This is a genomic window from Bradyrhizobium sp. Ken01, from assembly GCF_055807355.1.
Genome location: NZ_JBVVPC010000005.1, coordinates 98,404 through 122,118, shown reverse-complemented (window position 1 = coordinate 122,118; position 23,715 = coordinate 98,404). Strand labels below are relative to the sequence as shown.

The 23,715-nt window shown below is 64.6% G+C and carries 29 protein-coding genes and 1 riboswitch; of the genes, 14 read left to right on the top strand and 15 right to left on the bottom strand.

Features of this window, described 5'->3' with window-relative positions:
- The first annotated feature begins 166 nt into the window (after positions 1 to 166).
- From AC0L3S_RS07640 to AC0L3S_RS07615, 6 genes are all read left to right on the top strand, one after another.
- The gene (locus AC0L3S_RS07640; protein ID WP_473278611.1) at positions 167 to 1,249 is read left to right on the top strand and encodes a branched-chain amino acid aminotransferase; all 1,083 of its coding nucleotides are present in this window, start codon (positions 167 to 169) and stop codon (positions 1,247 to 1,249) included.
- Between the two features lie 279 nt (positions 1,250 to 1,528).
- A complete protein-coding gene (locus tag AC0L3S_RS07635; RefSeq protein ID WP_473262586.1) occupies positions 1,529 to 1,942 on the top strand; it encodes a YegJ family protein in 414 nt (137 codons plus the stop codon).
- 118 nt (positions 1,943 to 2,060) lie between these two features.
- A complete protein-coding gene (locus AC0L3S_RS07630; protein WP_473278610.1) occupies positions 2,061 to 2,585 on the top strand; it encodes a YegJ family protein in 525 nt (174 codons plus the stop codon).
- A 50-nt stretch (positions 2,586 to 2,635) separates the two neighbouring features.
- Positions 2,636 to 4,156 carry a histidine--tRNA ligase gene (gene hisS / locus AC0L3S_RS07625; protein ID WP_473278609.1) on the top strand — a complete coding sequence of 507 codons (1,521 nt, stop codon included), beginning with the start codon at positions 2,636 to 2,638 and terminating at the stop codon, positions 4,154 to 4,156.
- A 55-nt stretch (positions 4,157 to 4,211) separates the two neighbouring features.
- Entirely contained in the window at positions 4,212 to 4,460 is a 249-nt protein-coding gene (locus AC0L3S_RS07620) for a tautomerase family protein (protein ID WP_473278608.1), read from the top strand.
- Between the two features lie 183 nt (positions 4,461 to 4,643).
- Positions 4,644 to 5,039 carry a thioesterase family protein gene (locus tag AC0L3S_RS07615; protein WP_473278606.1) on the top strand — a complete coding sequence of 132 codons (396 nt, stop codon included), beginning with the start codon at positions 4,644 to 4,646 and terminating at the stop codon, positions 5,037 to 5,039.
- Positions 5,040 to 5,165: 126 nt separating this feature from the next.
- Here the strand turns inward: AC0L3S_RS07615 and proC are convergent, their stop codons facing one another.
- Positions 5,166 to 5,990, bottom strand: a complete 825-nt coding sequence (gene proC, locus AC0L3S_RS07610) for a pyrroline-5-carboxylate reductase (protein WP_473262722.1) — start codon at positions 5,988 to 5,990, stop codon at positions 5,166 to 5,168.
- A 195-nt stretch (positions 5,991 to 6,185) separates the two neighbouring features.
- Positions 6,186 to 6,686, bottom strand: a complete 501-nt coding sequence (locus AC0L3S_RS07605; protein WP_007614845.1) for a type III secretion system chaperone family protein — start codon at positions 6,684 to 6,686, stop codon at positions 6,186 to 6,188.
- Between the two features lie 412 nt (positions 6,687 to 7,098).
- Positions 7,099 to 7,258, top strand: a riboswitch (FMN riboswitch).
- 76 nt (positions 7,259 to 7,334) lie between these two features.
- Between AC0L3S_RS07605 and AC0L3S_RS07600 the strand changes: the two genes are divergently transcribed.
- Complete coding sequence (locus AC0L3S_RS07600; RefSeq protein WP_473278605.1) at positions 7,335 to 7,913, top strand: 6,7-dimethyl-8-ribityllumazine synthase; 579 nt, start codon at positions 7,335 to 7,337, stop codon at positions 7,911 to 7,913.
- Between the two features lie 76 nt (positions 7,914 to 7,989).
- Here the strand turns inward: AC0L3S_RS07600 and AC0L3S_RS07595 are convergent, their stop codons facing one another.
- From AC0L3S_RS07595 to AC0L3S_RS07560, 8 genes are all read right to left on the bottom strand, one after another.
- Positions 7,990 to 9,024, bottom strand: coding sequence for a D-alanine--D-alanine ligase family protein (locus tag AC0L3S_RS07595; RefSeq protein WP_473278604.1), 1,035 nt, complete (start codon positions 9,022 to 9,024; stop codon positions 7,990 to 7,992).
- Complete coding sequence (locus tag AC0L3S_RS07590; protein WP_473262592.1) at positions 9,021 to 10,049, bottom strand: putative zinc-binding metallopeptidase; 1,029 nt, start codon at positions 10,047 to 10,049, stop codon at positions 9,021 to 9,023. Before AC0L3S_RS07590 ends, AC0L3S_RS07595 begins: the two co-directional genes overlap by 4 nt.
- Before the next feature lie 142 nt (positions 10,050 to 10,191).
- Positions 10,192 to 11,145, bottom strand: coding sequence for a ribose-phosphate pyrophosphokinase (locus AC0L3S_RS07585; protein WP_007596822.1), 954 nt, complete (start codon positions 11,143 to 11,145; stop codon positions 10,192 to 10,194).
- 193 nt (positions 11,146 to 11,338) lie between these two features.
- Positions 11,339 to 11,965, bottom strand: coding sequence for a hypothetical protein (locus AC0L3S_RS07580; protein ID WP_473278603.1), 627 nt, complete (start codon positions 11,963 to 11,965; stop codon positions 11,339 to 11,341).
- A 113-nt stretch (positions 11,966 to 12,078) separates the two neighbouring features.
- The gene (gene pgeF, locus AC0L3S_RS07575; protein ID WP_473278602.1) at positions 12,079 to 12,846 is read right to left on the bottom strand and encodes a peptidoglycan editing factor PgeF; all 768 of its coding nucleotides are present in this window, start codon (positions 12,844 to 12,846) and stop codon (positions 12,079 to 12,081) included.
- On the bottom strand, positions 12,843 to 13,961 hold the full coding sequence (locus tag AC0L3S_RS07570) for a class I SAM-dependent methyltransferase (RefSeq protein ID WP_063993930.1): 1,119 nt from the start codon (positions 13,959 to 13,961) through the stop codon (positions 12,843 to 12,845). The genes pgeF and AC0L3S_RS07570 overlap by 4 nt, the downstream gene beginning before the upstream one ends.
- 21 nt (positions 13,962 to 13,982) lie before the next feature.
- Positions 13,983 to 14,828 (bottom strand): prolipoprotein diacylglyceryl transferase, encoded by an 846-nt coding sequence (gene lgt, locus AC0L3S_RS07565; RefSeq protein ID WP_473278601.1) that lies wholly within the window; start codon positions 14,826 to 14,828, stop codon positions 13,983 to 13,985.
- A gap of 206 nt (positions 14,829 to 15,034) precedes the next feature.
- Positions 15,035 to 15,766: a dienelactone hydrolase family protein gene (locus tag AC0L3S_RS07560; protein ID WP_473262597.1), complete on the bottom strand. Its 732-nt coding sequence runs from the start codon at positions 15,764 to 15,766 to the stop codon at positions 15,035 to 15,037.
- A 169-nt stretch (positions 15,767 to 15,935) separates the two neighbouring features.
- Here AC0L3S_RS07560 and AC0L3S_RS07555 point away from each other — a divergent pair, with 169 nt between their 5' ends.
- From AC0L3S_RS07555 to ychF, 4 genes are all read left to right on the top strand, one after another.
- Positions 15,936 to 16,187: an accessory factor UbiK family protein gene (locus AC0L3S_RS07555; RefSeq protein ID WP_007596812.1), complete on the top strand. Its 252-nt coding sequence runs from the start codon at positions 15,936 to 15,938 to the stop codon at positions 16,185 to 16,187.
- 184 nt (positions 16,188 to 16,371) lie between these two features.
- On the top strand, positions 16,372 to 17,091 hold the full coding sequence (locus tag AC0L3S_RS07550; protein ID WP_473278600.1) for a 50S ribosomal protein L25/general stress protein Ctc: 720 nt from the start codon (positions 16,372 to 16,374) through the stop codon (positions 17,089 to 17,091).
- 58 nt (positions 17,092 to 17,149) lie between these two features.
- Entirely contained in the window at positions 17,150 to 17,755 is a 606-nt protein-coding gene (gene pth, locus AC0L3S_RS07545) for an aminoacyl-tRNA hydrolase (protein ID WP_473278599.1), read from the top strand.
- Positions 17,756 to 17,760: 5 nt separating this feature from the next.
- On the top strand, positions 17,761 to 18,858 hold the full coding sequence (gene ychF / locus AC0L3S_RS07540; protein WP_247489249.1) for a redox-regulated ATPase YchF: 1,098 nt from the start codon (positions 17,761 to 17,763) through the stop codon (positions 18,856 to 18,858).
- 116 nt (positions 18,859 to 18,974) lie between these two features.
- Here the strand turns inward: ychF and AC0L3S_RS07535 are convergent, their stop codons facing one another.
- On the bottom strand, positions 18,975 to 19,271 hold the full coding sequence (locus AC0L3S_RS07535) for a DUF4282 domain-containing protein (RefSeq protein ID WP_473278598.1): 297 nt from the start codon (positions 19,269 to 19,271) through the stop codon (positions 18,975 to 18,977).
- Positions 19,272 to 19,449: 178 nt separating this feature from the next.
- Here AC0L3S_RS07535 and AC0L3S_RS07530 point away from each other — a divergent pair, with 178 nt between their 5' ends.
- From AC0L3S_RS07530 to AC0L3S_RS07520, 3 genes are all read left to right on the top strand, one after another.
- Positions 19,450 to 19,902, top strand: a complete 453-nt coding sequence (locus tag AC0L3S_RS07530) for a MaoC family dehydratase (protein WP_473278597.1) — start codon at positions 19,450 to 19,452, stop codon at positions 19,900 to 19,902.
- Entirely contained in the window at positions 19,902 to 20,384 is a 483-nt protein-coding gene (locus AC0L3S_RS07525; protein WP_473278596.1) for a MaoC family dehydratase, read from the top strand. Before AC0L3S_RS07530 ends, AC0L3S_RS07525 begins: the two co-directional genes overlap by 1 nt.
- A gap of 198 nt (positions 20,385 to 20,582) precedes the next feature.
- Complete coding sequence (locus tag AC0L3S_RS07520; protein WP_007614826.1) at positions 20,583 to 20,729, top strand: hypothetical protein; 147 nt, start codon at positions 20,583 to 20,585, stop codon at positions 20,727 to 20,729.
- Positions 20,730 to 20,768: 39 nt separating this feature from the next.
- On the opposite strand, the gene AC0L3S_RS07515 is transcribed toward AC0L3S_RS07520, so the two are convergent.
- The 4 genes from AC0L3S_RS07515 to AC0L3S_RS07500 all read right to left on the bottom strand — a co-directional run bounded on the left by AC0L3S_RS07515 (position 20,769) and on the right by AC0L3S_RS07500 (position 23,502).
- Positions 20,769 to 20,906 (bottom strand): hypothetical protein, encoded by a 138-nt coding sequence (locus AC0L3S_RS07515; RefSeq protein ID WP_007614812.1) that lies wholly within the window; start codon positions 20,904 to 20,906, stop codon positions 20,769 to 20,771.
- Between the two features lie 263 nt (positions 20,907 to 21,169).
- Positions 21,170 to 21,592 carry a hypothetical protein gene (locus tag AC0L3S_RS07510; protein ID WP_007614810.1) on the bottom strand — a complete coding sequence of 141 codons (423 nt, stop codon included), beginning with the start codon at positions 21,590 to 21,592 and terminating at the stop codon, positions 21,170 to 21,172.
- Positions 21,593 to 21,929: 337 nt separating this feature from the next.
- Positions 21,930 to 22,847, bottom strand: coding sequence for a hypothetical protein (locus tag AC0L3S_RS07505; protein ID WP_473278595.1), 918 nt, complete (start codon positions 22,845 to 22,847; stop codon positions 21,930 to 21,932).
- 214 nt (positions 22,848 to 23,061) lie between these two features.
- Positions 23,062 to 23,502 (bottom strand): nuclear transport factor 2 family protein, encoded by a 441-nt coding sequence (locus AC0L3S_RS07500; RefSeq protein ID WP_473262601.1) that lies wholly within the window; start codon positions 23,500 to 23,502, stop codon positions 23,062 to 23,064.
- Positions 23,503 to 23,715: the final 213 nt, after the last annotated feature.

The following is a 23,715-nucleotide window of genomic DNA, read 5'->3' as shown; positions in this document are numbered from 1 at the left end:
ACTTCCGTCTTCCGCAAAAGCATGTCCTCGGTGACATGCTGGCCACGGAAACCGGCCGTAACAAGGCTGGCGGCGGTCCGGCCAGAAACCAATCGAGCCAGCCGGGCCCAAATCGGGGCAGGCGGGTGCCAGAACGGCGCCGCCACCGGCAGCGGGAGGCAAGGACATGAGCATGAAATTCGACATCCAGCCCGCATCCAATCCGACCCCCGAGAAGGACCGGGTCGCCAAGCTGGTGGACCCCGGTTTCGGGCGGGTCTTCACCGACCACATGGCAGTGGTCCGCTACAACCAGGCCAAGGGCGGCTGGTACGAGGCGCGTGTCGAGGCGCGCACCAATTTCCAGCTCGATCCGGCCGGCGCCGTCCTGCACTACGCCCAGGAAATTTTTGAAGGCCTCAAGGCCTACAAGCGCGATGACGGCGGCGTGAACCTGTTTCGCCCCGACGCCAATGCACGGCGCTTCAAGGACTCGGCCGACCGCATGGCGATGGCGCAGCTCCCTGAAGACGTCTTCATCGAGGCGGTCGAGCAAATCGTGCGCATCGACCGCGCCTGGATGCCCGGCGGCGAAGGCAGCCTCTACCTGCGCCCCTTCATGATCGCGAGCGAAACCTTCCTCGGCGTCAAGCCGTCGTCCGAATACATCTTCGCGGTGATCGCCTCACCGGTCGGCTCCTACTTCAAGGGCGGCCCCGCGCCGGTCTCGATCTGGGTGTCCGAGAATTACACGCGCGCGGCCGTCGGCGGCACCGGCGCCGTCAAATGCGGCGGCAACTATGCCGCAAGCCTGCGCGCCCAGGCCGAAGCGATCCAGCACGGCTGCGACCAGGTCGTGTTCCTCGATGCGATCGAGCGCCGCTATATCGAGGAGCTCGGCGGCATGAACGTGTTCTTCGTGTTCGACGACGGCTCGCTGTCGACGCCGCCGCTCGGCACCATCCTGCCCGGCATCACCCGCGATTCGATCATCGCGCTGGCCAAAGACGCCGGCAAGACCGTGCGCGAGGAGCCGTACTCGCTCGACCAGTGGCGCAAGGATGCGGCAAGCGGCAAGCTGAAGGAAGCGTTTGCCTGCGGCACCGCGGCCGTGATCTCGCCGATCGGCACGGTGCGGTCGGTGAGCGGCGATTTCGAGATCAGCGGCGGCGCCGCGGGCCCCGTTGCCATGGGGCTGCGCAAGCAGCTCGTCGACATCCAGTACGGCCGCACCAACGATCCGCACAACTGGATCAAAAAGGTGATTTGAGACCTCGTCTCCTGGGCTGAGCGCGGGGCCGAGCTCGCGAAACGGGTCCGCAGCGCACCTTCCTGCGAAGGAAGTGCGCCGCGTTTGCACGAACGGCGCTAACCTTTAGTTGTTGAATCCATCACTGCAACTGTGCGAGGATGACGAGACATCAAGCCTCTCAGACCTCGCGACATGCCTGCCCCTCTCTCCCAGCCAATCAAATGGGCCGTATCCGCTGTCGTAACGGCAGTCGCTCTATTCGGCATTCTAACATTGGGTCCCGGGCCGGCGGTCGAGGTGGCGGACCGGGTCATCAGCGTGGCCGACACGGACGCCGAGATGAATGCCGCGATCGCTCGCGCACGCGCTACCCTGCCTGTCTTCTGGGCTTCCTATGAAGCACCAAAGCGAACGGAGACGGAGCACACTCTCAAGGTTCGATTTCCGAGCACCGGGAACGACGAGCACATCTGGATGAGTGAAGTGAAGAAGCTTCCGGGTGGGGAATATGCAGCGCGGTTTGGGGATACGCCGCGCAATCTGCCAGGAAAGCGGTTGGGAGACCTCGCCGCGTTCAAGGACGCCGACATCTCGGACTGGATGTTCATGCGCAACGGCAAGATCGTCGGCGGCGAAACCATCAAGCCGCTGCTCAAATCCATGCCGAAGGCGGACGCCGACGCGCTCCGGGCCCGGATGGAGCAGCCGTAGGCCTTGGGCGCGGAACAATCTCTCTTCCGTTGCCTCTGCTTGCGGCGACGGCCATGAACGCCCCGCCACGTTCCCGCGACAAAGCCCGGAGATATTCATCCATCCGGACATCGCGACCATGGCATCCACTCTTCCCCAACCCCTGAAATGGGCCGTTCTCGCCGCAATCGCCGGCGTCACTGTCTTCGGCATTCTGACCATCGGCCCCAAGCCGGATGTCTCAGCTGAGGCCCGTTCGCCCGTCGTCGACGTGCGCACCACCGATCCGGAGATGAACACCGCGATCGCGCGCGCCCGTGGCACGCTGCCGACCTTCTGGGCCTCCTACGAGGCGCCGAAACCGTCAGAGACAGGGCACGCCCTGAAGGTACACTTTTCGACCCGCAAGGGCGGTGAGCACATCTGGATCGCCGAGGTGAAGAAGCTGCCGAATGGGGGCTATTCCGGCCTCTTCGCCAATGAGCCACGCGATCTCCCCGGCAAGCGGGCAGCCGACGAGGTCAAGTTCAGCGAAGCCGACATCTCGGACTGGATGTTCATGCGCAACGGGAAGATCGTCGGCGGCGAAACCATCAAGCCGACGCTGAAGTCGCTGCCGAAGGCGGATGCGGATGCGCTTCGGGCCCGGATGGAGCAGCCGTAAGCGACCACCCGGTAGTTGCCGCCTTGCGCGTCGGCTGGTAAATGCCGCGCATGGCCGAAAAACCCAAAAAACCGCAGAAACTGAAGGCACGCCTGCCGCGCGGGCTCGAGGATCGCGATTCCGCCGCGATCCGGGCGACGCGCGAGATGTTGGAGAAGATCCGCTCCGTCTACGAGCTCTACGGGTTCGAGCCCGTGGAAACGCCGGCGATGGAATACACCGACGCGCTGGGCAAGTTCCTGCCCGACCAGGATCGTCCGAACGAGGGCGTGTTCTCGTTCCAGGACGACGACGAGCAGTGGATCTCGCTACGCTACGATTTGACCGCGCCGCTCGCCCGCTATGTTGGCGAGCGATACGGGACCGACGGTCTGGTCCTGCCCTACCGCAGCTACCGGGTCGGCTACGTCTTCCGAAACGAGAAGCCCGGCCCCGGTCGCTTCCGCCAGTTCATGCAGTTCGACGCGGACACGGTCGGCTCGGCGACGCCTGCGGCGGATGCTGAGATCTGCATGATGGCCGCGGACACGATGGAGGCGCTTGGTGTTCAGCGCGGCCAGTACGTCGTGAAGGTCAACAACCGAAAAGTGCTCGACGGCGTTCTGGAAGCAATCGGACTCGGCGGCGAAGAGAACGCAGCACGCAGACTGACCGTGTTGCGCGCAATCGACAAGCTCGACAAGTTTCCTGCCGAGGAAGTGCGCAAACTGCTCGGTCCCGGCAGATGGGATGGCGGCGAAGAAGGCAAGGGCGACTTCACGAAGGGCGCCAACCTGAACGCGTCGGAGGCTGACGTTGTGCTGGCCATCACCAAACCGCGCGACGATTGGAAAGAGGCGATCGCCGCGGCGGAAACCTATCTCGCCAAGAGCGAAGTCGGTCAGGCTGGCGTGAGCGAGCTGGAAGAAATTGCGAAACTGGTGACGGCGTCGGGTTACGGCGCAGACCGCATCAAGATCGATCCGTCCGTGGTGCGCGGCCTCGAATATTACACCGGCCCCGTCTACGAGGTCGAACTGCTGCTCGAGACCAAGGACGACAAGGGCCGCCCGGTCCGTTTCGGCTCGGTCGGCGGTGGCGGCCGCTATGATGGTCTCGTCTCGCGCTTCCGCGGCGAGCCGGTGCCGGCGACCGGATTTTCCATCGGCGTGTCGCGCCTTCAGGCAGCGCTGACGCTGCTCGGCAAGCTCGACACCCGGCCGGAATTCGGCCCCGTCGTCGTCACCGTGTTCGACCGCGATCGCGTCGCCGACTACCAGAAGATGGTTGCAAGCCTGCGAACCGCCGGCATCCGCGCCGAGCTCTATCTCGGCAATCCCAAGAACATGGGCAACCAACTCAAATATGCCGACCGCCGCAATGCGCCTTGCGTCATCATCCAGGGCTCGGATGAAAAAGCGCGTGGCGAGGTACAAATCAAGGATCTGATCGAGGGCGCGAAGGCGGCGGCCGCGATCGCTTCCAACCAGGAATGGCGCGAGAGCCGCCCTGCGCAGTTCTCGTGCAGCGAGGCCGACCTCGTCGCCAAAGTGCGCGATGTGTTGGCGCGTCATGACGTGAGCTGGGGCTAGCCATTCGCTGACGCCGCCATGCCCGGGCTTGTCCCGGGCATCCACCTCCTGTTTGATGGCGACCGTCAATGGCCGGTGTTCGGCCCCAAGGGAGAGAAAAATGCCTGAGATCACCGTCAGCATGGCCGAAGGCCGCACCGACGAACAAAAGTCCGGCATGATGCGCGACATCACCCAGGCACTGGTGAAGAATCTCGGCGTCGACGCCGACGCCGTCGTCATCCAGATCAACGAAGCCCCGCTCCGTCACAAGATGAAGGGCGGCAAGACGTTCGTGGAGCGCGCGGCGGCTGCGAAGAAGTAGCGACTGCTATAGCTGCAAACGCAACTGTCGTCCTGGCGAAAGCCAGGACCCATTACCCCAAGCGGCAGTTGTTACGGCAGGTCGTGGTTTAGACCGCGCATGACAATGTTCAGTCGGGGTAATGGGGTCCTGGATCGGCGCTTCGCTTCGCTGCGCTTGTCCAGGACGACGGGGGGAGGCCCCATGGACGCACGTGACTTCATCAAGGCCGGCATGAGCGCCGAGCGCACGCTGGTGGTGCCGGTGGAGCGCACGGTCGGGCATTTCGTGCCCGGCATGCCGATGGTCTATGCGACGCCGATGATGATTCTGGAAATGGAGATGACGTCGGGCGATGCGATCCGCAGCGTCCTTCAGCCGGGCTGGGTCACCGTCGGCACTGAGGTCGATATCCGCCATCTTGCAGCAGCCCTTGTCGGCGCGACGGTGCGGACCAGCGCGAAGGTTTTCGCAGTCGAGCGCCGCGTCATCCGCTTCGAGGTCGAGGCCTTCGAGGGCTCGCGCAAGCTCGGCGAAGGCCGCCATGCGCGCGGGCTCATTAATGTCGCGATGTTCAACAAGCGGCTGGGGGCGAGCTAGGAGCCGGTTGCTCTGCCCTCATCCTGAGGAGACCGCGCAGCGGTCGTCTCGAAGGATCGCGACAGGCGAGAGCCGGGCCTGCATGGTTCGAGACGGCGCTTCGCGCCTCTTCACCATGAGGATCAGCTACTTCGCCAATTCCTTCGACCGCTGCGTCGCCGCTGCGATCGCGCGGATCATCAGATCGCGCAGGCCTGGTTCGCCCATCAGCACGCCGAGCGCCGCGGCCGTGGTGCCCCCGGGCGAGGTGACGTTCTGGCGCAGCGTGCCGGAGGCAAGCTCCGACTGGTGGAGAAGTTCACCTGAGCCGGCAACGGTCTCGCGCGCGAGTTTTGTCGCCAGCGCTTCGGGCAAGCCGGCTTCGACACCGGCGCGCGCGAGCTCTTCGGCGAGCAGAAACACATAGGCCGGGCCCGAGCCGGAGACCGCGGTCACCGCGTCCATCAGGCTCTCGTCGTCGACCCATTCGACCGAGCCGGTGGCCCGTAGCAGCGCATCGGCCACCGCGCGTTGCGGCGTGCTGACGCTGTTCGCGGCGACAGCCACCGTGATGCCGCGACCGATCGCGGCCGGCGTGTTCGGCATCGCGCGTACCACCGCGCCGCCGCAGACCTCCTCGAGCGAGGCGATCGTGGTTCCCGCCATGATCGACACCACCGCGGTCTTGTCCGAGACGAATGGCTTCAGCTTGGCGCCGGCCTCACGGAACATTTGCGGCTTCACCGCGACCACGAGCGTCTCGACCTGGCCTGCCGTCGCCACATCAGGATTGAGCGCAACCCCCTTTGCGGCAAGTGCGGTGATCTCGGCCGAGATGTGCGGATCAATCACCGCGACGCGGCACGGATCGAGCCCGCCCGAAAGCCATCCGGTCAACATCGCGCCGCCCATCTTGCCGGCGCCGGCGAGAAGGATGGTGCCGGTGATGTTTTGGAGCGTGTTGTTCGCCACGGTGGTTACCACAAATTCGGTGTCGTCCCGGCCTAGTGCGCAATTGCGCACGGGGGGCCGGACCCATAACCCCGCATGTTTCTAATGGATGGAAGGCAGAGCAACAAGCATGGCGCGATACAGCGAAATCACGCGGTATGGGTCCCGGATCTGCGCTCCGCTTGTCCGGGACGACTTGGAGAGGGAGGCGAGACCCTACGCCTCGCCCACCGTATCGAACATGGCCGCGTCCATGGCTTCCGTCGTGGACTTGCCGGCCCACACCACGAACTGGAACGCCGGGAAATAGCGCTCGCAGGCGTGGATGGCGCCGGCGAGCATGGCTTCGCATTGCCCGGTGGAGGCGATGAGCCCGCCCGGCAGCACCAGGGCCTGCCGGTGCATGATCATGCCGGTGGTGGTCCACAGGTCGAAGTGCCCGACCCACAACTGCTCGTTGACTGCGGCCACGAGCCGCTGGACCTCCGATCGCCGCGCAACCGGAATCTTCATATCGAACGCGCAGGCCAGATGCAGCGCCTCGATCTCTCCCATCCAGGTGAAGGAGATCTGGTAGTCGGTCCATTGTCCTTTGGAGACAATCGTGAGTTCGTCTTCGCCGGAGCGTTCGAACGGCCAGTTGTTGCTGGCAGCGATATCCTCGACCACCGCGAGCGGATGGTTTTTGGAATCGATGGTGCCTTCGAGCAGGGACATGCCGTCTCGACCTCTTGCCTTTTTGTTGTCTTTGATACGCACGCGGTTGGTCCGGCGCGCGCTCCCCTAAACATCGTTAAGGCGATCCGTTCGGATCAGCGCGGGCTTGTCGCGGATCAACTGATGTGATTTGCGGAATCTGCGCAACTGGCTGCCGAGTCCGTCCACAAGTCAGGACTCGTTCGTCCACAGCTCATCTCGGCCACAATTATTAACGCGGGGGAGGCCGGGCCGGACGGAGAAGAACAAACCGGAATCGGATTCGCCGATGGCCCGCCAATCGTTAATTCCGCCGCGTGCCCACTGGACCGCCATGGCGGCATGGGACCATGCGGTTTTCCCATGCGGAACCCGCTTGCCGCGGCCCCGAACCGGCGTCATATTTCCGGTCAGGCCGTTCATCCCGGGCGGCCGATGTTCTCAGGGCGGGGTGAAAGTCCCCACCGGCGGTAAGGACCGAAAGGTCCAAGCCCGCGAGCGCCTTCCCCAAAGTGTGTTGCTGAGGGGAAGGGTCAGCAGATTCGGTGTAACTCCGAAGCCGACGGTTAAAGTCCGGATGAAAGAGAACGGTCGGTGGCAGACGCATCGCAGGATGCGGCTGTTTGTCGTTCCGTGTGCCCTGATTCTGGTCCTTAACTGAGGAAAGCCATGAATCAGATGTTGCAAGACCCCCAAGTCCAAACTTCCAAAGCCGAAACCGCCCAACCAACCCAAACGCCACCGCCGGTTCCGCAGGATCCGGTGCCCGACCATCCGCGCTTCGCGAAACCGCAGCGGGTGGCCTTCGTGCAGGCCTGCTGGCACCGCGACGTGGTCGAGGAGGCCCGCATCGCCTTCGTGAAGGAGGCCGAGGCGCGCCACCTCAATCATGTCGACGTGTTCGAGGTGCCGGGCTCGTTCGAGATCCCGCTGCATGCGCAGATTCTCGCCAAGACACGACGCTACACCGCGATCGTCGCGGCTGGCCTCGTCGTCGACGGGGGCATCTACCGCCATGAGTTCGTCGCCGACACCGTGATCAAGGCGTTGATGGACGTGCAGCTGCGTACTGAGGTGCCCGTGTTCTCCGCGGTGCTGACGCCGCAGCAATTCCACGAGACCGAGGTGCACTACGATTTCTTCCGCAGGCATTTTGCAATCAAGGGCGTCGAAGTGGCGGCCGCTTGTGCGGAGACATTGCTCGGGCTCGAACGCCTGCGCGGCCAGGTCGCGGCGGGAATCGTGTAACGCCGCGCAACGACCATCCCTCATCCCGAGGGGCGCGAAGCGCGTCTCGAAGGATGAGGGGCGATCGCCCCCGTCATCACCCCAGTGACACTCCCGCCTTGGCGCGGCTGATCCCGAGCGCCAGGATGCGCTGCAGCAGAGCCGGATATTTGAGCCCGTCATGTAGAGCCGCCGTGGCGAATTCCTGGCTCTTGGCGATCTCGGGATTGGGATTGGCTTCGATGAAATACGGCGTGCCGTCGGCGGTGAGACGAAAATCGATGCGCGCGTAGCCGTCGAGGCCAAGCACCCGGTAGATGCGTTTCGCGGCCCGCTGGATCCTGGCGGTCACTTCCGGCGCCAGATCGTTCGCAGGCCCGTCGACGATGCCGACCTTCTCCTGATAGTCGGTGTCGTGCTTGGCCTTCTCGGTGGCGATGTGCCGTGACGAGCGGCCGCCCATGCTGCCGAATTTCAACTCCCAGACCGGCAGAACGCGTAAGCGGTTGTTGCCGAGCACGCCGACGTAGAGCTCTCGTCCCTCGATGAACTGCTCGGCGATGGCGGCGGATTCGACCCGTTCGTGGATGAAGGCAACCCGCTCCGCCAGCTTCTCGTCGGTGTCGACGATCGAGGCTTGCGAGATGCCGAACGAGCCATCCATGTTCAGGCTCTTGACGATCAGCGGCAGCGCAAGACGCGTTGGGCGTTTCACCTTGCGGCGCATCGGGAAGACAGCAAAGGCCGGCGCAGCGATCCGGCGGTGATGCACCAGCGTCTTGGACAGATCCTTGCCGCGGGCCAGGGTCAGGCCGCGCGGATTGCAGCCGGTATAAGGGACCTTCATCAGCTCGAGATAGCTCGCGATGTGCTGGTCGAAGGCGACGTTGTTGTGGAATTCCTCCAGCAACGTGAACACCACGTGCGGCTTGAACTCCTCGATCGCCTCGCGCACCGGCTTGATTTCCTCCTGTGCGCCGAGCGGTCGAACCTCATGGCCCGCCGCGCGCAAGGTGCTCACCACGTCGTATTCGGTTTTCCACGCGTTGATTTCCTGCGCGGTGTGCCCGTCGCTGGAGTCCGGCGGCACGAAGTCCGGATGCATGAGCACCAGAATGCGCAGACGTCTCATAGCGCGATCCATTTTCGTCGAGACGGGCCAAACATCGTGTGCATCGTCTTGGCCGTCACGAGGACGATGAAGTCGAGCACGAGCTTCTGTTCAGGACCGACGGCACGCAGATCGAGCTCGCGACAGCGGGAGATCATCTCGTCGAGCACGGCATCGAGCGTAAGCTGATTCTCGCCGGTCCATCGCGCGACCAATTGCCTGATCTGGGAGCGGTGGCGCCTGATCAGGGCCGAAGCCGGCTTTGAGCGGTGGTGCCGTGGATCGGCTGAAAACAGCCGGGAGAGATCGCGGTCGTAGGTCTTGGGGGGCGTGAAGGCGTAGAACGCCTGCTTCTTCTTGTAGTGCTCTTCGAGCGTCTGGCTGAGCCGACCCAGCGTATCGACACGTTCCCGTGTCGTGATCAGCGGTCGCTTGCCGGCGATCTCGCCCATCAGCTCGTCGACATATTCGAGCTTCTTCAGCGCCGGCCAGCCGGCATATCGCGTCCGCCAGTTCGAGCGGGGCCGCAGCCACACTGCAAAAGTTTCGGCGAAATCCTCGTCCGGGTGGCTCTGCGCGTACCAGAGCCGCAGATGCTGGACGTAGCGGCGGCTCGCCGGATTGGGCCGGTAATAGCGCGGATAATGTTTCGACGACGGGCCGAACAGTTGCTGCCAGCGCCGGCGGCGCTGCAACTGGTAGCCGTGCTGTATGGCGTGGCCCGCTTCGTGACGGAGGATGGCCATGCATTCGCGCCAGGTTCCGCCCTCGATGTCGAACATCATCTTCTTCTCGAGCTTCATCAGGCGGGGATGAGCGAGATAGAACGGAATGGCGATGCCGGGAACGCCGCCCGGACTGAACCATTCGCTCGACATCCAGGTGTGCGGCCGCAGCCGGATGCCGCGCTCCTCGAGCTCCTCGTACAGGGTGCTGACGCAGTCCTCGAGCCAGGTGCCTTCGACCGTAACCCTCAGGCTGGAGAGGCGTTGCTTGAGCAACTCGTCATCCGACAGCTTCTCCCAGGCAAATTTCCGGCGTGGCATCGGGCATCCAGAGGGCAGAGATGACTCGGGATTCGGATGATGTCATGGGCGGTCGTTGGCAACAACCCGGGGGCTGCCTCGTAAGGGACGGTAGACGCTCGCACTCCCTCTGCCCGCAAACGGGGAGAGGCGAAGAAGAAAATCAGTCGAACAGGCTCGACACCGATTCTTCCGCCGCGGTGCGCGCGATCGCGTCGGAGATCAGGCTGGCGATCGGCAGCGTGCGGATGTTCGGCGCCTTGCTCACCGCCTCCGTCGGCAGGATCGAATCGGTGATCACCAGCTCCTTCAGCCTGGAGTTTGTGATCCGGGCGGCCGCGCCGCCGGAGAGCACGCCGTGGGTGATGTAGGCGTAGACGTCCTTGGCGCCCTTGGCGATCAGCGCGTCGGCGGCGTTCACCAGCGTGCCGCCGGAGTCCACGATGTCGTCGATCAGGATGCACGTGTAGCCGGCGACGTCGCCGATCACGTTCATGACCTCGGATTCACCCGCCCTCTCGCGGCGCTTGTCGACGATCGCGAGCGGGGTGTTGATGCGCTTGGCGAGACCGCGTGCGCGCGCCACGCCGCCGACGTCGGGCGAGATCACCATCGTCCTGGAGAGGTCGAACTTGTCCTTGATGTCGCGCACCATCAGCGGCGCCGCGTAGAGGTTGTCGGTCGGGATGTCGAAGAAGCCCTGGATCTGGCCGGCATGAAGGTCGAGCGTCATGACGCGGTCGACGCCGGCCTGCGTGATCAGATTGGCGACGAGTTTGGCCGAGATCGGCGTGCGCGAACCCGATTTGCGGTCCTGCCGGGCGTAGCCGAAATAGGGCAACACCGCGGTGATGCGGCGCGCCGAGGAGCGGCGCAGCGCGTCGGTGATGATCAGCAATTCCATCAGATGGTCGTTCGCCGGGAACGAGGTCGACTGGATGACGAAGGCGTCCGAGCCGCGCACGTTCTCCTGGATCTCGACGAAGATCTCCATGTCGGCGAAGCGCCGTACCACCGCCTTGGTCAGCGGCAGGTCGAGACCCTGCGCGATGGCCTGTGCGAGAGCCGGATTGGAGTTGCCGGCGACGAGCTTGATGGAGCCGTTCTTGGCCGACATGGACGCTTCCTCCCGCGCTTTGCTGGACACGATGTTCAACATCAAACAATACCCACTGGAAGCACGGTTACGACGGGCGAGGAAATATCAGGCCGGGGGCTGCAATGGCAACCCGGGACGCTACGTTTTCCCTGCGAAATCCCGAGTCCGGCCAACGGTTTGGCCGGAAGTTGGGACCGTGGTTTCGCGGGGGTTATCGCTCGGCATAGCCCAGCGCCGAGGCCGGCATCTCCGCCGCCGGAGCCTCCGGGATCACGCTCGCCACGGCCGGCCCGCGCAAGCCGGGAGCCGAGCCCGGCGCATCCGGCGTGCCGTTGATCATGTTGGAAAGTCCGCTGAATCCGGCCTGGGCGATCTTCCGCAGCACGAGGTCGTCGGCAGCGCTCCAAGGATCCCGGGCAGCATCGCGGCCGCCCTTGGCCGCAGTCGGTTCCTCGCCGGAAAGGCGCAGCGCCCGCTGCTGGTTGGCGTCGTAGACGTCCCAGACCCAGGCGATCACCGTCTTGCCGCGCACGATCTGGGCGGAGAGGTAGCTGCGCACGCGGTAGGCAGCCGTCCCCTCGCGGGAGACCACGGACAGGCTGCGCAGCTTGGATTCGGTGTCGAGCACGCCGACCATGCGGTCGAACACTTGCGGCGGCGGTCCGTCGATCGATTCGAACGCGACCGTCGCCCCCGAGCCGGCGCTCGGCGCCATGGCGTAGGAGTTCGCGGCACCACCCCCACCGGCACAGCCGCAGAGCGCGGCCGCGGCCGTCAGCAGCATGACCGCCAGCACGCGCGAACCCGCGCGGCGCAAGATGAATGACGCGTCCCTCATTATGGAGGGCAGCGATATCGTTAAAACGCATTAACGTCTAGGGCGGGTGCGCCACAGCCCACTGTCATCGCGCGCAGGCATAGCCCCGGAATGACACGGGGTTGCCCTTGTGTTCACGCTTCGAGCGCAATCGCGTGAACGTGGCGGCCGTAATCCGGCTCCTTGCGATGCACCGAGCGGCGGTAGCTGAAGAAGCGTTCGTCGGCGTAGGTGTCCAGACCGAGATCGTCGATCATCAGGATGCCCGCGTCTTCCAGACGCTTGCGGATGAAGCCGGCGAGGTCGAACATCGCGTGGCTCTCGCGCACCGACGGGATGAAGAACATGGCGTTGTCCGCATCCGCCTCGATGAAGCGCGCCACGAACTCGTTGCCGACTTCATAGCTGTCCTGGCGGATCAGCGGGCCGATCGCGGCGATGATGCGGCTCCGCGAGGCGCCGAGTTTTTCCATCGCTGAAATGGTCTGCTCCAACACGCCGGTGAGCGCGCCCTTCCAGCCGGCATGCGCGCCCCCGATCACGCCCGCGTCGGGATCGACGAACAGCACCGGGCCGCAATCGGCGGTGGAGACGCCGAGCGCGATGCCGGGCACCTTCGTCACCAGCGCGTCGCCCTTCGGCCGCGGCCCGCTCGGCCACGGAGCGTCGGCCACAAGCACGTCGGGCGAATGGATCTGGTGCAGGCTGAGAAAGCGTTCCGGTGCGACGCCGACATGCTCGGCCATGCGGCGGCGGTTCTCCGCGACAAGCGCCTGATCGTCGTTGGAGCCGAGCCCGCCGTTCAGCGCGGAATAGATGCCGCCCGAGACGCCGCCTTCGCGGGTGAAGAAGGCGTGGCGCAGGCCCGGCACCGCAGACAGCAGCGAGGAGGCAACCGTCATGAACCGTCTCCGGCGCGTTCGAGATCGCTGAGGCCCGCAAGGCCCGTCAACCGCGGCTCGGAAATGCCGAGCACCTTGAACATCGAACCCATGCCGCTGCGCCCGGTCTCGGTCAGGCGCTTGAGCGCGATTGAAATGTCGGTGGCGACGTCAGGCGCGGCCTTCTGCATCAAGGCGGCGGCACGGGTTTCAATGCCGACGCGTTTGAGGAAATCGCCCTGCGTCACCGGCCCGTGCACGCGGGCGCCCACGTCCTCCGCCCCGCGCGCGAGCGCCTGGAAGTCGACATGGGCCGTGACGTCGGCCTGGCCCGGCGCCTTCAGGGGATCGGTGAAGGTGTGGCGCGCGATCGCCTGGAAGGTGTCGCCGGCATCGCTGCGCAGATGCCCGTAATCGATGATCAGCGCCGCGCCGTCCTGGTCGCGCACGCGGCTGGCGAGCTTCATGATCTCCGCATCGGGCCGCCATTCGAACACGGCCCCGACGGGCGCGGCGCGCACCAGGGGTGGCAGCAGCACCTCGAAGCGCGGCGTCGGCTCGGCCGCCGCGCCGAATTGAAGTTTTCCGTTGGCGTCGACCTCGATTACGCGCTCGTGCCAGCCGTTCTCGTGCCGCACCATCTGGTGGATCGGCAGCACGTCGAAATATTCGTTGGCGAGGATGATGCTCGGTCCGTCCGGCACGTCGTCGATGCTGTCGTGCCAGGCGATGTTGCGCACGCCCGACAGCGTCGCACTCTGCCGCTCGCGCAGGACGGGATTGACCTCGACCATGTGGATGTGGAGTGCCTGATAGAGCGGCGGCAGCACGCGGAGCGCACGCAGCGCATCGGCCATCATGGTGCCGCGGCCGGGCCCGAGCTCGATCAGCCGCAGGAATTGCGGCGAGCCCATCTGCTTCCACACCGAGGCGGTCCACAGGCCCAGGAGCTCGCCGAACATCTGGCTGACCTCGGGCGCGGTGGTGAAGTCGCCTTCTCGTCCCAACGGATCGCGCGAGACGTAATAGCCATAGCGGGGATGCATCAGGCACAGTTCCATGTACCGCCAGACCGGCATGGGGCCTGAGGATTTGATCAGCGCCTTGATCTCGTCGAGTAACGGCTGGTCGGTCACGGCCTATCTTCTCAGAAGAAATTAACGAATAGCACCTGCGGGCTTCGGCGCACCGCGCCTCACTGCCAATACAATAAGTATGCCGCCCACAATAAGCATCGGGATCGACAACAGCATGCCCATGGTTAATCCGCCCCAGAGGAAGCCGAGCTGGACGTCCGGTTCGCGGAAATGCTCGCCGGCGATCCGGCTCAGACCATAGATCAGGATGAAGGCGCCGAGGATCATGCCCGGCCGTTTCAGGGCACCAAAGCGGATCATGATCGCGAGGGCCGCGAACAGCAAAATGCCCTCCATGCCGGCCTCATAGAGCTGGCTCGGATGACGCGGCAGCTGGGTGGGATCGTTGGGGAAGATCATCGCCCAGGGCAGCTCCGGGTCGGCGGCGCGGCCCCACAATTCGCCATTGATGAAATTGGCGATGCGGCCGAGCAGCAGCCCGACCGGGGCAACGGCTGTGGTGATGTCCCCGAGCGACAGGATCGAAATGCGGTTGCGATAAGCGAACCACATCACCGCCACGACGCAGCCGAGGAAACCGCCGTGGAAGGACATGCCGCCTTCCCATAGCCTGAAGATCGCTGCGGGATGGTCGATGAAGAAGGGCAGATTGTAGAACAGCACATAGCCGGTGCGGCCGCCGAGGATGATGCCGAGCGTGACCCACAGGATGAAGTCGTCGATCTGCACCAGCGACATCGGCGCCGGGCCGCCCCACAGACGCTCTTTCTTCAGGAGCGAGCGCGCATAGAGCCAACCGAACACGATGCCGCAGATGTAGGCCAGCGCATACCAGCGGATCGCGAACGGACCGATCTCGATTGCGATCGGCTTGAAGGCGGGAAAGTCGATGAGCAGAAAGGGCATCGCGCCTTGCTTCTAGAGACTGGAGGGCAAGCTGCGGCCCCGACGGAGCTGCGCCCCCTCTCCCGCCTGCGGGAGAGGGTAGGGGAGAGGGTGTTTCCGCCGAAAGACTCCCAGTGAGGAGAGAGCCCCCACCTGGCGCTTCGCGCCGACCTCCCCCGCAAGCGGGAGAGGTGCACCGAGTCCGCGGATGCGCTGATCCATCCTGCTCACACGAGATTGCGGCGATAGAGCGCCAGCAGACGCTCCCAATGCCGCTCGGCGGCGTCGCGGTCATAGACCGGACGCTTGGGGAAGGCGAAGCCGTGGTGGGTGCCGGGATAGATCTCGACTTCGGCTTTGGCGCCGCTCATGCCCTGCTTCACCTTCTCGATGATCTCGGCGGGCGCGTAGATGTCGGTCTCGGCGCAGGCGAAGTAGAGTTCGGCTTTGGTCTTGGCGGCCGCGAGATGCGGGCTGTCATCCTGGTCGGTTGCGAGCTGCGTGCCGTAGACCGAGGCGGCGGCCTTGACGCGATCGGGGAAATGCGTGGCGGCGTTGACGGCGTAGCGGCCGCTCATGCAGTAGCCGACGGTGCCGATCAATTTGGTGTTCGCGGCCGCCTGGCTCTCGGCGTAGGTCAGCAGCGCGCGCGTGTCGTCCATGATCATGGGGATCGTGAGCGATCCCATCAGTGCGAACATGCGCTTACGCTCCGGCGCGTTCGGATCGGCCGGCAGCGCGCCGAGCTCCATCACCCCGGAGCGGTAATAGAGGTTCGGCAGCATCACGTAATAGCCCGATGTCGCCAGCCGGCGCGCCATGTCGCGCAGCTCTTCGCGGATCGCCGGCGCGTCCATGTAGAACAGGATGACCGGAAACGGCCCGCCGCGTTCGGGATGGCTGATGAAGGTTGCGGTGTGACCGTCCTTGGTAGGGATCGCGATCTGCTGGTCGATCATCTCGAACGCCTTTTGTGATTCTTCTTATGCAGGGACGTTCAGTACGATTGCAAGGAAACCGGGGCATGACAAGGATACCGCCGATCGGCCCTTGAACCGGCCCGATCGGATTGCCATTGTCTCCCCTCGCGTTCGCGCAGAGTTCATCGAAAGCCGCCAGGAGACCGACATGACCCAGACCAACAACCGGTTTTTCGACGAGATCGGCCGCCTGATGAACGACGCCGCCGGTGCCGCGCAGGGCGTCAAGCGCGAGTTCGACACGGTGATGCGCACCCAGGCCGAAAAATTCCTTCGCGACATGGACCTGGTGAAGCGCGAGGAGTTCGAGGCGGTCAAGGACATGGCGCGCCTGGCGCGTGAGGAGAACGAGGCTCTGAAGGCGCGCATCGCGGCGCTGGAGGCCAAGCTCGGCGGGTAGCTCCGCCGGCTCCGTCCGGGCGGATCCGGTTCCTTCCGGCACCCCATTCTCCTTGTCATTTCCGCGTCTTCCGGGTAAAAGCCCGCCACGTCCGCAGCCCCCGCACCCCTGGAGGCTTGCTGCGGCGTATGCCATGGGCCGCGTTGCGGCCCATTAACTTTTGCAAAAACAAGGACTTAACGTTATGGCGACCGTCAAGGAATTGAAGGCGACCGCACGTCCGAAGAGCGGCAAGGGGGCCGCCCGGGCTGAGCGTCGCGCCGGGAGAGTGCCCGGAGTGATCTATGGCAACAACCAGCCCCCGCTGACCATCTCGGTTGACGATCGCGAACTGCGCTCGCGCATCCTCGCCGGCCGGTTCCTGACCACGCTGGTCGACATCGACCTCGAAGGCAACAAGCACCGCGTGATTCCGCGCGACTACCACCTCGATCCGGTCAAGGATTTCCCGATCCACGTCGACTTCATGCGGCTCGGCGAAGGCGCCACCATCCGCATCAGCGTTCCCTTGCACGTGGTGAAGGCTGAAGGTTCGCCCGGCGTGAAACGCGGCGGCGCCGTGAACATCGTTGCGCATGCGATTGAGCTTGAGTGCGGCGTGGAGAACATCCCGCAGTTCATCGAGGCCGACGTCGGTTCGCTCGAAATCGGCCACTCGCTGCATCTCTCCGACATCAAGCTGCCGGCCGGCGTAAAGGCGCTGACCGCCGAGGACGCGACCCTCGTCACCATCGTGCCGCCGTCCGGCTACGCTGAAGAGCAGAAGGCGGCTGCTGCTGCTCCTGCTGCGGGTGCTGCTGCTCCGGCGGCTGGTGCTGCCGCTCCTGCTGCGGGTGCTGCTCCGGCAGCGGCTGCCAAGGCTCCGGCTGCCAAGGCTCCCGCCGGCGGCGACAAGAAGAAGTAATCTCTCAAAGCTGGCGCGCGGTCCCTGACCGCGCGCCGAGCGAGGGGCGCGCCGCGTCATGCGACTGTTTGTTGGGCTCGGCAATCCCGGCCCGAAATTCGCACGTAACCGGCACAATGTCGGCTTCATGGCCGTCGATGAGATCGCGCGACGTCATGGTTTCGCGCCCTGGCGTCGCAGGTTTCAGGGCGAGACCTCGGAAGGCGCGCTCGGCACCGAACGCGTGATCCTGCTCAAGCCGATGACCTACATGAATGAGTCCGGCCGCAGCGTTCAGGAAGCGGCAAGCTTCTTCAAGATCGCGCCGGGCGACGTCACCGTATTCCATGACGAGCTCGAACTGCCGCCGGGCAAGGTGCGGGTGAAGATCGGCGGCGGCATCGCCGGCCACAACGGCCTGCGTTCGATCTCCGCCCATATCGGCAACGAGTACCGCCGGGTGCGGCTCGGCATCGGTCATCCCGGCGTCAAGGAATTGGTGCACGGCCACGTGCTGTCCGACTTCGCCAAAGCCGACAACGACTGGGTGGCGACGCTCTGCGACGCGGTGGCCGAGCACGCGGCACTGGTTGCCAAAGGCACGGACGCGACCTTCGCCAACAGGGTGCACCTCGCCATGCAGGCGAAGGGATTTTTGACCAAGGACGACAACGGCAAGGAATAACGCTCGTGGGATTTAAATGCGGGATCGTCGGATTGCCCAATGTCGGCAAATCGACCTTGTTCAACGCGCTGACCGAAACGGCCGCGGCGCAGGCGGCGAACTATCCGTTCTGCACGATCGAGCCGAATGTCGGCGAGGTTGCGGTGCCGGATCCGCGGCTCGACAAGCTCGCAGCGATCGCCAAGTCGGGCCAGATCATCCCGACCCGGCTGACCTTCGTGGACATCGCCGGCCTCGTGCGCGGTGCGTCCAAGGGTGAAGGCCTCGGCAACCAGTTCCTCGCCAACATCCGCGAGGTCGACGCCATCGCGCATGTCGTGCGCTGCTTCGAGGATTCCGACATCACCCATGTCGAGGGCAAGATCGCCCCGCTCGCCGACATCGAGACCATCGAGACCGAGCTGATGCTCGCCGATCTCGACAGCCTCGAAAAGCGCGTCGACAATTTGTCCAAGAAGGCCAAGGGCAACGATAAGGACGCCAAGGAGCAGCTCGACCTCGTCAATCGCACCCTGGTGCTGCTGCGCGAGGGCAAGCCCGCGCGCCTGGTCGAGCGCAAGGCCGAGGAGGAGCGTGCCTTCGGGATGCTGGGCCTGCTCTCGTCCAAGCCCGTGCTCTACGTCTGCAACGTTGAGGAAGGCTCGGCCGCATCAGGCAATTCGTTTTCGAAGGCGGTGCAGGACCAGGCCGCCAAGGAAGGCGCCATTGCCGTCGTCATCTCGGCAAAAATCGAATCCGAGATCGCCACCATCTCGCGTGACGAACGCGCCGATTTCCTGGAGACGCTGGGTCTCGAAGAGGCCGGCCTCGATCGCCTGATCCGGGCCGGCTACACGCTGCTCGACCTCATCACCTATTTCACGGTGGGCCCGAAGGAAGCGCGCGCCTGGACCATCTATCGCGGCACCAAGGCGCCGGGCGCGGCCGGTGTGATCCACACCGACTTCGAGAAGGGTTTTATCCGCGCCGAGACCATCGCGTATGAGGACTACGTCGCGCTCGGCGGCGAAGCCGGCGCCCGCGATGCCGGCAAGCTCCGCCTCGAAGGCAAGGAATACGTCGTCGCCGACGGCGACGTGATGCATTTCAGGTTCAATACGTAAGCTGACGTTGTCATTCCGGGGCGCGCGAAGCGCGAGCCCGGAATCCATTCATCCACTTGTCTTGAGGCTCGATGGATTCCGGGCTCGCCTCTGCGAGGCGCCCCGGAATGACGGGCTCACCGCACGCCGCCGCCCTGATCCCTGATCGCGCCGAGATGCTCGTTGATGCGGAACATGATCAGGATCAGCTCGGCGAGAATTCGCGAGAACACGATCCCGACGACGACGCTCGCGATCGACGACAGCAGCATCAGGAAGCCGCCGAACGGGCTGATCGCCATCATCGCGAGGCCGGAGAAGATGCCGGAGAGGCCGAACAGGCAGATCAGCGCGATCACCAGCCAGTAGAAGGTCTTGATGATGGTCGGCGTGATGAAGCGGTCCCATTGAAACAGGTCGCTGAATGAAAACATTGCTCTCCCCAGGGCAATTCAGGTGTCGTCGGGCCTTGCAAATGGATCGTGGCCCCTGATCGATCCGACTCAACATCAACGCCGGTGCGCCGAATGTAGCACGAGCCATGCGGGCCGGCGGGTTGAGATTGCCGCAAAGTGCGGCCACAATCTGTCATTCCCTCAAACCTTTCCCAAGATGACCCTGACCTTCGAAGATTTCCCGCCCGGCCGGTTCGGAACATTCGGCCCACGCCATGTCACGCGCGACGAGATCGTGGCCTTTGCCGCCGAGTTCGATCCGCAGCCGATGCACCTCGACGAGGAGGCCGCCGGCAAAAGCATGCTGCGCGGCCTGTCCGGCTCGGGCTGGCATCTCTGTTCGCTGATGATGCGGATGATGGCCGACGGTTTCATTGCCCGCGCCGCTTCGCTGGGTTCTCCCGGCGTCGATGAAGTGCGCTGGCTGTCGCCGCTCAGACCCGGCGACGACCTCATGCTCGACGTCGACGTCGTGGAGGCCCGCGCCTCGAAGAGCCGGCCGGAGCTCGGCATCGTCAAGTTCAAATGCACCGTGCGTAACGCGGCGGGGCAGGCGTTGTGCGAGATGACGTCACCGATCCTGATCAAGCGGCGCGAGGGGGCGGTCTGATGCCGTTTTTCGAGGAGATCGAGATTGGGCATCGCCGCGAGATCGGCGCCTATACGTTCACGGCCGAGTCGATCAAGGCATTCGCCGCAAAATTCGATCCGCAGCGTTTTCACCTCGACGAGGAGGAGGGCAAGAACTCGCTGTTTGGCGGGCTCGCGGCCTCGGGCTGGCATGTCGGCTCGGCCTGCATGAGCTTGCTTGTCGCCGACGGCCAACGTCTGGCGCGGGAGGCCGCTTCGCGCGGCGAGGAGGTCGCGGTGTGGGGCCCGTCGCCGGGCTTTCGCGATCTGCGCTGGATCAGGCCGGTGCTCGCCGGCGACATCGTCACTTATGCCAACGTCGTCATCGATAAGCGCAGCTCCGCCTCGCGACCGGGCTGGGGCATCCTGACCGCGCGCACCACCGGCACCAACCAGCGCGGCGAGGACGTCTACGCCATCACCGCAACCGCCTTCGTGCCGATGCGTGTGAACGGCGGTTAGATTCGTTCCAGGATGAACGGCAAAAACAGCGTGCGAGTGTTGCCCCCGCGCTATGGACGCGATTCCAAGTGGCTGCCATAAGCCTGCGCAACATGGTTTTCCCGCGGAGCAATGCGCGGAACCATCGAGTTGCTAACCAATTATGAACCTGTCGCTGTCTATTTGAACGAACTGGGCAGAGTACAGGGGACGAGGACCATGGCAGACCGCGGCGCACTCAAGCTGGTCGGATTTATCTTTGCTACCGCCACGCTGGCCGTGATGCTGGTCGCCGGCATGGTGGTGAAGGGCTATGCCGATGGTGCCTACACCCTGGAAGCCTCGACCGTGGAAGCCACCCGGTAAGATTTCGTTAACTCCGCGGGGCCGGCATCAGGCTCCGCCTCAGCGGCTATAGACGAACGCCAAGATCGCGATCGCAACCGCCAGCAATCCGACAAAACGTAGCATGATCGTGCCGAACTGGTTCGGCGCAGGTCGCAGCGGTATCGGGTCGGTGGTGTCGGGCCGAATGCTTTCCATGACATGTCCCCAGGCGCGGCCGCGATGGCAAGAGCGCTTGGCGTTAGTCGCCGGGGGGATGCGGGAAGTTCAAACCCTCCGCAGTCATGCCCTGCGAAAGCGGGGCATCCAGTACGCCGCGGCGTCTCGGTTTCACATCACCGCCTCTGGAATACTGGATCATCCGCCTTCGCGGATGATGACGCCACATTGATGCCTCCCACGAATCAAAACCGCCGCGCCCCTTTCGGAACGCGGCGGCCGGTGATGCGTGATGTCGGCGATCAGCTGTTGCGCAGGCCGTCGGCGGCGCGCTTCCACTGCGAGACGTTGTCGGCGATCATGCGGGTCGACTTCATCGCGGCCTGGCTGAGCTGGGCGTAGCCGGAGATCTCGCGCTGGACGCGCTGGCCTTCGGCATGGAGCAGGTCGCGCAGGCTCTCGAGCTCGGAGATCAAATTCTCGATCTCGGCGAGCGAGGTGCCGGCGACGCGCTGGATCAGCGAGTTGACGTTGGTGACGGTGGCCTCCGCGCTCGGATCGAGCGGCGGCGCGTCCGTGGCGGTCGCTGCCGGACGGCGCAGATAGGCGATGTCGTTGCGGACGAAGTCACGGATGCCGGCTTCGACTTCCGTCACGGCGGCGAGGTTGGTGTCGATGGTCTCGGTCTCGGTACCTTCGGTCTTTTCCGGACGCATGGCGTTCATCGTTGTTCCCCTGTTCGCGTTGAGCGCAGCGCGAGTGTCCCCCGCACGACGACGTCGGTCTGGGACTAGGGCGTCGGATTTTGGCCGCAACTTGGCCGAGGTGCGGCAAGGGCGGTCCATTCGGGGGCTTTGCCGTGGCGTATGGTTACGGAAGCCTGAACGCGGCCGCGGAGAACTTTCTGGTTCCTCATGGTGAGGAGCGCGAAGCGCGCGGCGGACGGTGCTGCGCACCGCCGCGAGAACCATGCAGGCCCAACTGTGGCAGCGGGGGCCTCGATCCTTCGAGACGCGCTCCGTTGGAGCGCTCCTCAGGATGAGGAGAAAGATCAGCGCCCAGCTACCAGCTCTTCTTGAAACCCGCCGTCAGGCTCTTGTTGATCGCCCCTTGCGAGGTTTCGCCGACCGAGCCGGAGACGGTGACGTTGTCGAAGAGCTTTTGTTCGGCGCCGACCTTGCGCAGCCATTTGTCGTCGGTGGTCGACAGCGACTGGCCCGCGGTGATGCTGGTGCCGGTGTCGGTGAGCGTAACCTTGGCCGACTGCTCGGTCTCGTAATTGCGCGTGATGTGACCGCCGACGCCGGGGAGCGCCGTGGTGCCCTGCTGATTGACGCTGTAGCCGTTCTGGAGCGTCAGCGACGTGTCGCCCGACAGCGGCACCGACTTGACCAGCGACGCCCCGAGCTTGCTCTGTTCGGCGCCGGGATCGACGCGGGCTTCGACCGCGGTCTTGTCCCAGATCGCGCCCGCGCCCGGCGCGGTCGCGGCCGCCCAGGCGCTGCCGGACGATTGCGGCACGCTGCCGCCATTGGTGGCCTTCTGCGCCAGCAGCTCCGACATCGTCCGCGGCTCGCTCGTTACCGTCATGTCGGCGCCGATGCGGGCGTCCCAGAATGAGGATACGGACTGCTTCACAGTCACCGCCGAGGAGCCGTTGGCGTTGGCGTTCGTCGTCCAGTTCAGCCCGTCCTTGGCGGCGGCCTGCGCACGCTTCTTGGCGGCGACGATGTCGTTGAGCGTGCCGGCGTCGATCGCGAGTTGGCCCCAGTCGAGCTTGTCGACGTCGATGCCGCTCAGCACGTCGGGGTCGTTGACATCAGGGGCCTCCGCCGCTTCGGAGTCCTCGTCGGACACTGCGGCCGGGCCGGGGGAGAAGGGCGGAATGATTTGCGCCGAAACCGTCAGCACCGATCCCAGGATGAAAGCGGCCGCCAGCATCGGCAGCCTGGTCCAGCCAAACCTTGTCGCGAATTCCATCGTCCTGCCCGTCAGCCCAGTTCCCGCCGAGGATGCGGAACCATCGTTGCGAAATTGTGGCGGTTCCATCAAACGCGAACCAACGGGCCGCGCGAAAGGCGCGCGCCCGATGACGAGCTTCTCCACGATTGCATCCGGCGGGGCTGGAGGCCAGGACGCGTCGCGGGGAGCATCAGTCATCGGTCCCGAAGTGCGGGGCCCGTTGGTGTTCCGTTCAGCCGACGCTGGTCATCTTCGGCAGATGAATGGCGCGGCCGAGTGCCTGCTCGACCAGATCAAACGTGTCGATCAGCACGCGCATGCTGGTGAGCTTGCCCGCCCTGAACTGTGCGAACTGCGCCACCCGCAAGCTGATCGGCTTGCTGGAATCCATCGCGGTCAGCGAATAGCGCAGCATCGAGGCGGCGGAATCGACGCCGAGCATGATGCTCTCGCGGTCGAAGCGGCGGACCTGGAAATTGTCGGCGAGCTGGCGGATGACGTCGAGCACGGCGTCCTTGCCCTGGCGCGCGCCGAGGAACGGAAACATGTCGATCGGGCCGTACAGCGCCCACTCGACGTCCTCGTCGATCAGGGCCTCGATGTCCTCGAAATGCCGGTCGTTGATCGCGCGGTGCAATGCGCGCGAGAAACGCCAGAGGCTGTGCTCTGTCATTTGGGCAGTCCTGAAGCTGGCTTGCGAAAAAACGAAAAACAACCCCAAGCGCACAGGATAAGGTGCCGCGGGGTCGCTCAACTCATTTGTATACAAACAAAATACGCCAATTCGGCCAAAACGCAATTCACGTTTTCGCAATGCACAATTGATCCCGGCGTGTGAGATTTACAATAGAACCCCGTATTATCCCGGTCCGGCCGGTTCGAGGGA